Genomic DNA, 8,518 nt, shown 5'->3' with positions numbered 1-8,518 from the left:
AATTCTTCTTGCTTTTTCCAATCGGTTAGCATTGAAGAAGTTTCAGTATATCCTACTCTTTCTTGTCTTTCGTACCATGCTTGTGTTCTGACATGGAGTGCCTTATTGTAAACTAATCTTACACAGCCCAAAGTGCGCCGCAATAGCGACTCTTGTTCTGGTGTGGGGTAAAATCGGAACGAGTAGGCTTTTTCCATGTCTCACATTTTAGCATATATCGTGTAAATGTGCTAGTATTTAACGGTAAAGCCGTCGTAGAACGACGGGGTTTCAGACCCAAATTTTCGATGAGAAAAAGTTAACTATTCATCTCTCCCAAACCTTCCCTTTAGCGACAGCTATCAGCGCCCATCAATTGCTAGAAACTGGTTCGGTGACGGGGAAAATAGCCCTAATTATCGACTAGAAATCTGCTTGTCACTATTTTCTCTCATAAGCTGCCCGCGTATTTAGGGTTGGCTGAATAAATCTAAAAACCTTGTTGGATAAGACTTTTAGACCTTTTTGAAATCCAAAAGTGGCCGGCATGGGAGTGATCAGGGGGAAAATTCAGGTACTTTTTCCCTGAAAATTAGGTAATTGACCACCTGAAAATCGGTAAAACCCTACACCCTACACCCTGCTCCCAAGAAAAACTTTTTGCTGCAGACCCTAGATAGTCAACAGTTTAGTTGAAACCCGATTAAATTTTCGATCGCTTTGACCAAATCTTGATTAGTCCAATTCCGGTACAGACAAGCGGCGATCGCACATCCCCCCGCACCCACTCCCTCTTTGACAAAACCCTGTTGATAAGCTTGCAAAACCGGGTATTTAGAGGCAGAAAAGTCTAATTGTGTCGCTAATAAAGGCAATTTTCCGATCATGCGGGCTAATCCCACCGTATCCCCCGTTTTATCTTCCGCTACCCAGCGAGTTGTGCCGACGATGATATTTTCCCAGTTAACCGGATAGGCATATTTAGCCACTAGAGCTTGAATTAGGGCAGAAACGGCTAACATTTGGGTTCCTCCGGCGAGGAGTACCCCACCCTGCCGACTGGCGGCGATCGCCATGCCAGCGACGAAAATCTGCTGAGGATCGCCTAGGGTGGCGATTACCTCAAAAGGATCAAAAAATTCTTTTCTACCCAATCCCTGCTCAACTATTGCCTGTTTCTGAGCATGATTGCACTGGGGATGGCTGCTATTAACTTTGCCCTTGGCCTGATAACCCAATCCCGTTAAGATAGCGAGGGCGGTGGTGGTGCCACCGACCACACACTCGCCGATAATTAGATAACTAGACTGGCGGGCTAATTTTTCTCCCCAGGTTAATCCTTGGGCGAACAGGTGTTTTACTATGGGGAGATCTAGGGCGCGGCCGGTGGAGAGACAACGGGCCGGTTGTCCCCCCAGTTCGATATAATCGACGGCCGGGGGCAAGGGTAAACCCGCATTAAAAACCCGGACGGGAATGGCTAGATTTTCCACCACGGCGCGGGTAATATAGGCAGGAGAAGCGCCTACCGTTAGGGGAGGTAAGGGATAACGGGGATGGGGAGAAACCCCTTTAACGACAAATTCGGCATCGGCGATCGCAGTATATTTTCTATCCTCTGGAGTTGCCCCCGCAGTGGAGATTCCGGGGATTAATCCCGTCTCGGTAAACCCCAAAACTAGGGCAAATATTGGACAAGATTTTTGATGGCGCTGTAACCAATTTTGCCCCCGTTCGATTTCCGTGTAAATTTTAATCATCTGTTGATTTTGTCCTCTTACTTATCACTATTTCGCTCTCTCCATGAGATGATCTTTGATTTCGACATATTTAGGAAATAAGTTATCAATACTAGCCAGTTTTGCACCGTATGCTAAGGCTGTAGCCATAATAATACGGTCAAAAGTATCTTTGTGAATGGGAGATAAATTAACGGCTCTAATGGCAATTTCGGGGGTAATTGAAAATATATCTATTTTAGCTACTGTTAAAGCTTGTTGAATCCACTCTTGAAGGGTTCTACCAAAATTAGGCACATTATCGCATTTACATAGGGTTTGCTGAAAAAGTTTTTCGGTGGGGGTAGGAGTCAGGAGTCAGGAGTCAGGAGTCAGGAGTTTCAGGCTTTGTTGCCCAATCCTATTTTCTTGCACTAACATCGGACTTTAACAGGTCAAAAGCTTTATTTTAAAAGGGTTTTACCATTATTCAGCAGACCCTACATAAGGACAATTCTACATATTCTTTAGCTTGAGCAGTGATGATAAATTTACTTAATTGTGTCAATTAATTCTCGGTATATTTTTCCCGATTTACGATTATTGTCCTAGCTTTATCTAAGGTTTTATATTTAGAAACAATTTATTTCTTATTCAACCATTACATTAATCAACTCTTGTGGTAATATTTCTAGACAATCTAACGTCGTATCTGTATCCCCAATATACTGTGATTCTAATTCTTGAAGCCATTCAATTCGGATAACATAACAACTATCATTAATCGTTTCTCATTCATCATGTAAAATAAAATCAGCTTTTTTGGGTAGCAAAGATTGAATTTTAGCCTTTAAAAGTGGAGGATGAATTAAATTATTGTCTTCTGGTAAAGACTGCTCAAAAAACTTCAAACTTTCTCCGTATTTGGTAAGCTAAGACGCATTTAAACCGCTTATTCTTAGATTAGCGGAATCTCCCCCAATGCAAGAGTGCCTTATCTCAACAAGTAATTTAAACACTTAACAGCTTATGTCTCCCCTGTCTTCTGCAATTATCGATACTTGGCGACGTTTTTACCGAGATCCCCCGGCGGTAATAGGAGCGATCGCATTAATGATAATTATTCTTGCTGTCCTATTCGGTCCGATTTTCTATCGAGTCCCTATCGATGCGATCGATTTTAGTCAAGCTACGGCTCCCCCTAGTTTAAAACATCTTTTCGGGACTAATGATCTAGGCCAGGATCAATTAGCGAGAATCTTGGTGGGGGGTCGAATTTCCCTAGCGGTGGCAATTGCTGCTATGGTAGTGGCGATGATTCTAGGGACAGCGATCGGGGCTATTTCTGGGTTTTACGGGGGCGCGATCGATGGCTTATTGATGCGATTAACGGATTTATTCCTATCTTTGCCCCAATTGCCCCTACTTTTACTGATTGTCTATCTATTTCGCGATAGTATCAAAAAAATCGCTGGACCGGAAACGGGCATTTTTATCCTTGTGGTTTTGGTAATCGGGGGTTTAAATTGGATGTCGGTGGCGCGATTGGTGCGGGGAAATTTCTTAAAATTACGGGAGATGGAATTTATATCGGCCGCGATTGCTTTGGGGGCCAGTCCTTTCCGTTTAATCTGGGTGCATTTATTACCCAATGTTTTGGGAATGATGATCGTGGCTGCCACTTTAGCCGTGGGTAATGCGATTATTACCGAGTCAACCCTGAGTTTTTTGGGTTTGGGTTTCCCCCCCGATGTGCCGACTTGGGGCCAAATGTTATTTAAAGCTAAAGATTACTTGACAACTGCCCCCCACTTGGTCATTTTTCCCGCTCTAGCTATCGTGATCACGGTGTTAAGTATTAATTTTATCGGTGATGGTTTACGGGATGTCTTTGATCCTAATGTTTAAGGAAGCGTAGAAGTGGATAATTGCCGAAAATTACCCAGAACCTCTATGATGATCAGTAGCGATGGTGAGGAAATAAATACTGTGAGTAGCGTAACTGTCATTAGCGATCAGAAGTTTGACCAAGAGGTTTTTGAGGTCGAAAAACCCGTTTTAGTCTATTTTTGGGCGAGTTGGTGCGGTCCGTGCCGTCTGGTATCTCCCTCGATCGATTGGGTGGCGAAAACCTACGGCGAACGGCTAAAAGTAGTTAAACTAGAAATAGACCCTAACCCCAACTCGGTGGCTAAATGTGATGTGAAAGGTGTTCCCGCTTTACGCATCTTTAAAGATAACAAAATTATTGCCACTCATGAAGGGGCGCTCGGCAAACAACAATTACAATCTTTTATCGATACCTATGTCAGCTAATTAGGTATCTGTGGTTATGAATAACTTAACCCTAGCAAACCGCTTACAGGCACTGCAATCCAACGTTTTTGCCGATATGGATCGGGCAAAAGCTGCTAGTAGAGAAGCGGGTAATACCATTATCGATCTTTCGCTCGGTTCCTCCGATCTTGGTCCTGCTCCCCACGTTATCGATGCTATCGAGCAATCTCTCCACGATCCTCACACCCACGGCTATTTACTCCATAATGGTACGCGAGACTTCCGAATAACTGCCGCTAACTGGTATAGCGATCGCTTTGGTGTCCCCGTCGATCCGGAAACGGAGATTTTACCCCTAATCGGTTCTCAGGAAGGCACAGCCCATCTACCTTTGGCCCTTCTCAACCCCGGAGATTTTGCCCTACTCCTCGATCCGGGTTATCCCTCCCATTTAGGCGGTGTTGCCCTTGCCGGCGGTCAAATCTACGGAATGCCAATTTTGGCAAAAAATGACTTTCTGCCGGTTTTAGAGGACATTCCTGAGCCAGTGCTGGCACAATCGAAGCTGATGGTCTTGAGTTATCCCCATAATCCCACCACAGCGATCGCGCCTTTAGCATTTTTCCAAAAAGCGGTTGATTTTTGCCGTCAGCATAATTTAGTTTTAATCCACGATTTTCCCTATCTAGACATCTTTTTTGCGGGAACATCGCCTCCCCCGTCAATTTTACAGGCCGATCGAGCTAAAACTAATTCGATCGAGTTTTTTACCTTCTCCAAGTCCTATAATATGGGCGGTTTTCGCATCGGTTTCGCCATTGGCAACCCGCAGTTAATTATGGCTTTGCGACAGATTAAAGCCATGGTTGATTTTAATCAGTATTTGGGCATCCTCAACGGTGCGATCGCTGCTTTAACTGGTAATCAAGATTCGGTCAAAGAAACCGTCGCTATCTTCCAAAAACGCCGGAATGTGTTTATTAATGCCCTAAATCGCATCGGTTGGTCGGTTCCCACTCCGGCTGCCACTATGTACGTTTGGGCGAAAATTCCCCCCAGTTGGCCGGGTAATTCCGTCGATTTTTGTCGGCAATTGGTGGCCCAAACCGGTGTCGCTGTTTCCCCCGGTTCCGGTTTTGGTAAGGGTGGTGAGGGGTATGTGCGTTTTGCCTTAGTTCACGATCCCGATATTCTAGAGGCTGCCGTGGAGAAAATTGGCGCTTTTTTGGGATAAAAGCGATATTCTAAGCAGTGGTTATGCTGCAATGGATAACTTTCGCCTTGTTGCTTCTGATATTCCGGGTGATATTGGTAATGTGTCCACGCCCGAACCTTCTGGTATTATCGGATTAGGCATACTAGGGGGTGGTTTAGTGGTGCGTCGCCGCGCTAAACGTCGTTAACCGGTGTGGGGTGGGGAGATGAGTTAAAATTTCCCTAATTCCCCACCTTTGCAGTTAAAAGCTTTAATTGTGCTGCTGTCTTTGTAATTGCTCGATCGCGTCGGGGGATAAATCAGTAAATCGGGCGATTTCTGGGATAGAAAAACCGGCGGATAGCATTTTCATGGCAATTTGTCGAGCTTTTTCTTCCTCTCCTTCCTCTCTGCCTTCCTCTAAAATATCTTGATAGATGACGGATTCTCTCATAATGTCACTCCGAAGAATTTTTTTAATCGTCTCTCGATTTAATACTAACCCGGCGAGAATACTGGTAGCGGCAGCGAGATTGCTTTGCACCTGTTTTTGGGAGATAGTTTCTAGAGAACGGGACACCAGAGTTTTTGGGAGATAGTTTCTAGAGAACGGGACACCTGACTTAACACCTGTTCGGGGTCATCGGTATTGCTGAGGACGGCAAAGGGTAATAACTCATTGTTTGCTTAATTTTTTAAGGGAAGGGTTTTAAAATTGCTGTAACCTTTATCCTGTATGCTTTTTAGCGAATAAGGTAAGCGGAACAGTGCCGAGAGTGCGATCTCGCTACGCGAGCGTTTTGCATTCGCCAGTCAACCCCGTGGCATATTTGCGCTTGACGTTAGCCGCAAACTTCCATTTAGGATTAGCACCTTGACTTGTAGCGTAAAAAGCAAGTAACCCAGAGCTTAACTGAATCGGTACAGAAATTTCTGGTAAAGGAAAAAACCGCTCTAATTCTGGTCTGTTTCCCAGTGCTGGTTCTGCTGTAAAGCTTTGATTCCAGACATACTGCCAGTTATTAAAATTACTAGCATTATACGATGTCATACAGGTTCTCGTTGATTATCTCTAAATATTCATCAACATCTACCCCGCAGCTTTCAACTATATCAAGATAGTCCGTCGGAGTAATTTTTAAAGAAAAGAAATCTACCAACGCGCTCCCACAAATGATTAACCTCTTTGACGTTTCTTCTCCGGAAACCTCATCAAATCTTTCCGGAGTCCATAGACGCATTCTTTCTTTAACTTGATCTACATTAATCACCGCGAAATCTTTCCGTTTCAAAACTTACGACATGAGTAGCATTAGAGCCATTAAAAACGGCATCGGCTAAAATAGAATTAATCGTCTGTTGATATACTTTAGACGTTCATAATCTGAGATTTATTAAACTTCTAACCCACATTCCGCACTTCAAAATGTAGTATGAGCAAAATATGATGGAAGTCACACCCAAAAATGAAACCAAACCGAAATTTAAGCAAGCCTCAAGAATTTACTGAAAGTGAAACTTGTTAAAAACTTAAATTTAAACAGGATAAAACTCAAGTGATATTATCATGACTCATAACACTTTGTTTTTGATTAATCTTGATTTTCTGGAAATTTAGCAACTATATTGGCTTAGTTGATGAGATAATATTTTTGACAATTAATCGAAAAATATTGAAGAATATTGAAGAATATTAAAAATTTTATCAGTTAAATTACTAACCATTTTTTCACCATTAATTACCACCACATGGATTCCTTGTAATTCTTGAAATATCCATCTCATTGTCGGTCTATTTATCAGTTTTCCTAATTGATTTTTAATCATTTCTCCGCGACTCTGTAGCTCATTCCTGAGCTTTCTTTGCCCAATGCTATAAACTAACAAACATAATCCCATTAACATTCCCATTGTTTCAATTCTTTGAGGGGTTTTCAAAAATACACTATCGGCTAAAAATAAGGGGTCTTTGAGAAACCGAAAACCCCGTTCACAAGATTGTTGCACTTTGTATTCCCTGAGCATTTTTTCTGATGATAATTCTTCCGTATTTAGCACATTGGTAGCTATAATAAACTTGCCTGCTTTAGCGATTTCTTGGGCGATTACTGCCGAATTTTCTTGAATAATTCCTGAGCAATTACAGACTTCTTTTTTTTGCTTATTTAACTTTTGCTTATATTCTATCCCAGCAATGTAATGATATTTTAGTTGCTTCGTAAATTGTTTGACTTCAGCTTTAAGTTCAGCCAGAGTAACTGCTCTTTTTCCCTGCCATTTGCTCAACTGTTTCTCTATTTTTTTCCTTTCTTTTTTCACTTTTTTCTCTATTTTTTCTTCCTCTGCTTTTTGTCTCATTTCACTTAATACTATTAGTCATCTTTGCTTAATCCCGGGATAATTCACTTCTTGCTCTTCATACTTATATCGACTATCTTAGCTAATTCTTAACTCGTATTCTGGAACATTTGTAATAATTTCTTGGGCTTTTTTGCTTGTTAGTGGAACCCGCGTTAGCCATTTAGTCTTTCCTAATCTATGTAAGTTCTTGGCTGTATATAAAGCACTATCTGCTACATAGATTGTCTAACCAATTCAGATTACTTTGACACTTCTCAATTAGTTCACCAAAGATAGTTTTATCTGATTCATTTCCCGACCCGATTCTCATTAATAGTGGAACATCCCCATCACTACTTACCATCAAATCAATCATAAATTGCTTCAAATCTGGACGACGATCTCTTGAATATCCGTGAGTTATTTCGATACTTCCCTTTCCTCCTTCTTCTAATTTATATTCTCCCTCAACCGATATTGAACTCGAATCTAAATGACTATATTTTGTGTTAATTTGATATTTTTTAACTACTTTTAGAGATATATTTATCCATAATTTATCTAGAGAATATCTCCAGATTTTATCCATTACTCTCCCAATTTTATGCTCATTTATTTCCTCGGCTTTGATTCCTTCTCCCAGTAGCTCTTCTACGGGTTTATTAGCAAAAAATTGAGGAAATAAATACAAGGGTTTCGAGATAAAATCTAATCCATTGATAATTATTCCTTTGACTATTTGACCCGCCGTTACTTTTTATCGACTATCTATTCCTACAGCCTCATTAACAATACTTTCTATTTCTAATTCATCAATCAGACCTGCTACTAATCCCAAATGGTCTAAGTTTTTGATTTCTATTTCTGCTCTCATTTTAGTCAACGATATTTCCTTTTTTTCCCCTTTATTATCTCATTGATAAAACTATCAGTTTTTCCCAACGTTCAGCTAACCACCTCTGTCCCTCTGTTATTGAGAGAAAACCCAAACCTCTGAAAAGATTCAATC

Annotated in this window: 9 protein-coding genes and 4 pseudogenes; 5 read left to right on the top strand and 8 right to left on the bottom strand. The window is 41.5% G+C overall.

Annotated elements, in window-relative coordinates:
• Together BGL89_RS00285 and BGL89_RS00280 are read right to left on the bottom strand one after the other, a co-directional pair.
• Positions 1-143, bottom strand: a 143-nt coding sequence (locus BGL89_RS00285; RefSeq protein ID WP_286823635.1) for a helix-turn-helix domain-containing protein, incomplete at its 3' end; no start/stop codon positions are given.
• Complete coding sequence (locus BGL89_RS00280) at positions 119-280, bottom strand: hypothetical protein (protein WP_286823634.1); 162 nt, start codon at positions 278-280, stop codon at positions 119-121. The genes BGL89_RS00285 and BGL89_RS00280, both read right to left, overlap by 25 nt.
• Here BGL89_RS00280 and BGL89_RS00275 point away from each other — a divergent pair.
• Positions 278-406: pseudogene (locus tag BGL89_RS00275) on the top strand (zinc-binding dehydrogenase); the annotation flags it as partial. The gene BGL89_RS00280 and the pseudogene BGL89_RS00275 overlap by 3 nt on opposite strands.
• Before the next feature lie 253 nt (positions 407-659).
• On the opposite strand, the gene cobT reads toward BGL89_RS00275, so the two are convergent.
• Positions 660-1,739: a nicotinate mononucleotide-dependent phosphoribosyltransferase CobT gene (cobT, locus tag BGL89_RS00270; protein WP_286823633.1), complete on the bottom strand. Its 1,080-nt coding sequence runs from the start codon at positions 1,737-1,739 to the stop codon at positions 660-662.
• Positions 1,740-1,766: 27 nt separating this feature from the next.
• Positions 1,767-1,994 (bottom strand): annotated as a pseudogene (locus tag BGL89_RS00265) (type II toxin-antitoxin system VapC family toxin); the annotation flags it as partial.
• 732 nt (positions 1,995-2,726) lie between these two features.
• Here BGL89_RS00265 and BGL89_RS00260 point away from each other — a divergent pair.
• From BGL89_RS00260 to BGL89_RS21145, 4 genes and pseudogenes are all read left to right on the top strand, one after another.
• Positions 2,727-3,605, top strand: coding sequence for an ABC transporter permease (locus BGL89_RS00260; protein ID WP_286823631.1), 879 nt, complete (start codon positions 2,727-2,729; stop codon positions 3,603-3,605).
• Positions 3,606-3,650: 45 nt separating this feature from the next.
• Complete coding sequence (locus BGL89_RS00255) at positions 3,651-4,013, top strand: thioredoxin family protein (protein ID WP_286823630.1); 363 nt, start codon at positions 3,651-3,653, stop codon at positions 4,011-4,013.
• Positions 4,014-4,029: 16 nt separating this feature from the next.
• Complete coding sequence (locus BGL89_RS00250) at positions 4,030-5,208, top strand: LL-diaminopimelate aminotransferase (protein WP_286823629.1); 1,179 nt, start codon at positions 4,030-4,032, stop codon at positions 5,206-5,208.
• A gap of 88 nt (positions 5,209-5,296) precedes the next feature.
• A pseudogene (locus BGL89_RS21145) lies at positions 5,297-5,377 on the top strand (PEP-CTERM sorting domain-containing protein); the annotation flags it as partial.
• Positions 5,378-5,440: 63 nt separating this feature from the next.
• Here the strand turns inward: BGL89_RS21145 and BGL89_RS00240 are convergent.
• From BGL89_RS00240 to BGL89_RS00225, 4 genes and pseudogenes are all read right to left on the bottom strand, one after another.
• Entirely contained in the window at positions 5,441-5,749 is a 309-nt protein-coding gene (locus tag BGL89_RS00240; protein ID WP_502692580.1) for an Rpn/YhgA-type helix-turn-helix domain-containing protein, read from the bottom strand.
• A 207-nt stretch (positions 5,750-5,956) separates the two neighbouring features.
• Positions 5,957-6,220 (bottom strand): hypothetical protein, encoded by a 264-nt coding sequence (locus BGL89_RS00235; protein ID WP_286823627.1) that lies wholly within the window; start codon positions 6,218-6,220, stop codon positions 5,957-5,959.
• Positions 6,207-6,440 (bottom strand): hypothetical protein, encoded by a 234-nt coding sequence (locus tag BGL89_RS00230; protein ID WP_286823626.1) that lies wholly within the window; start codon positions 6,438-6,440, stop codon positions 6,207-6,209. Before BGL89_RS00230 ends, BGL89_RS00235 begins: the two co-directional genes overlap by 14 nt.
• Positions 6,441-6,800: 360 nt before the next feature.
• A pseudogene (locus tag BGL89_RS00225) lies at positions 6,801-8,383 on the bottom strand (IS1634 family transposase).
• Positions 8,384-8,518: the final 135 nt, after the last annotated feature.

Origin of the sequence: Microcystis sp. LSC13-02 (assembly GCA_002282935.1) — a bacterium.
Taxonomy (GTDB): domain Bacteria; phylum Cyanobacteriota; class Cyanobacteriia; order Cyanobacteriales; family Microcystaceae; genus Microcystis.
This window is presented reverse-complemented; position numbering and strand designations above follow the sequence as displayed.

What these genes read in the sequence shown, in the direction of transcription:
- cobT (WP_286823633.1), bottom strand. Translation starts at nt 1,739, where the DNA reads ATGATTAAAATTTACACGGAAATCGAACGGGGGCAAAATTGGTTACAG.
- BGL89_RS00260 (WP_286823631.1), top strand. Translation starts at nt 2,727, where the DNA reads ATGTCTCCCCTGTCTTCTGCAATTATCGATACTTGGCGACGTTTTTAC.
- BGL89_RS00255 (WP_286823630.1), top strand. Translation starts at nt 3,651, where the DNA reads ATGATGATCAGTAGCGATGGTGAGGAAATAAATACTGTGAGTAGCGTA.
- BGL89_RS00250 (WP_286823629.1), top strand. Translation starts at nt 4,030, where the DNA reads ATGAATAACTTAACCCTAGCAAACCGCTTACAGGCACTGCAATCCAAC.
- BGL89_RS00235 (WP_286823627.1), bottom strand. Translation starts at nt 6,220, where the DNA reads ATGACATCGTATAATGCTAGTAATTTTAATAACTGGCAGTATGTCTGG.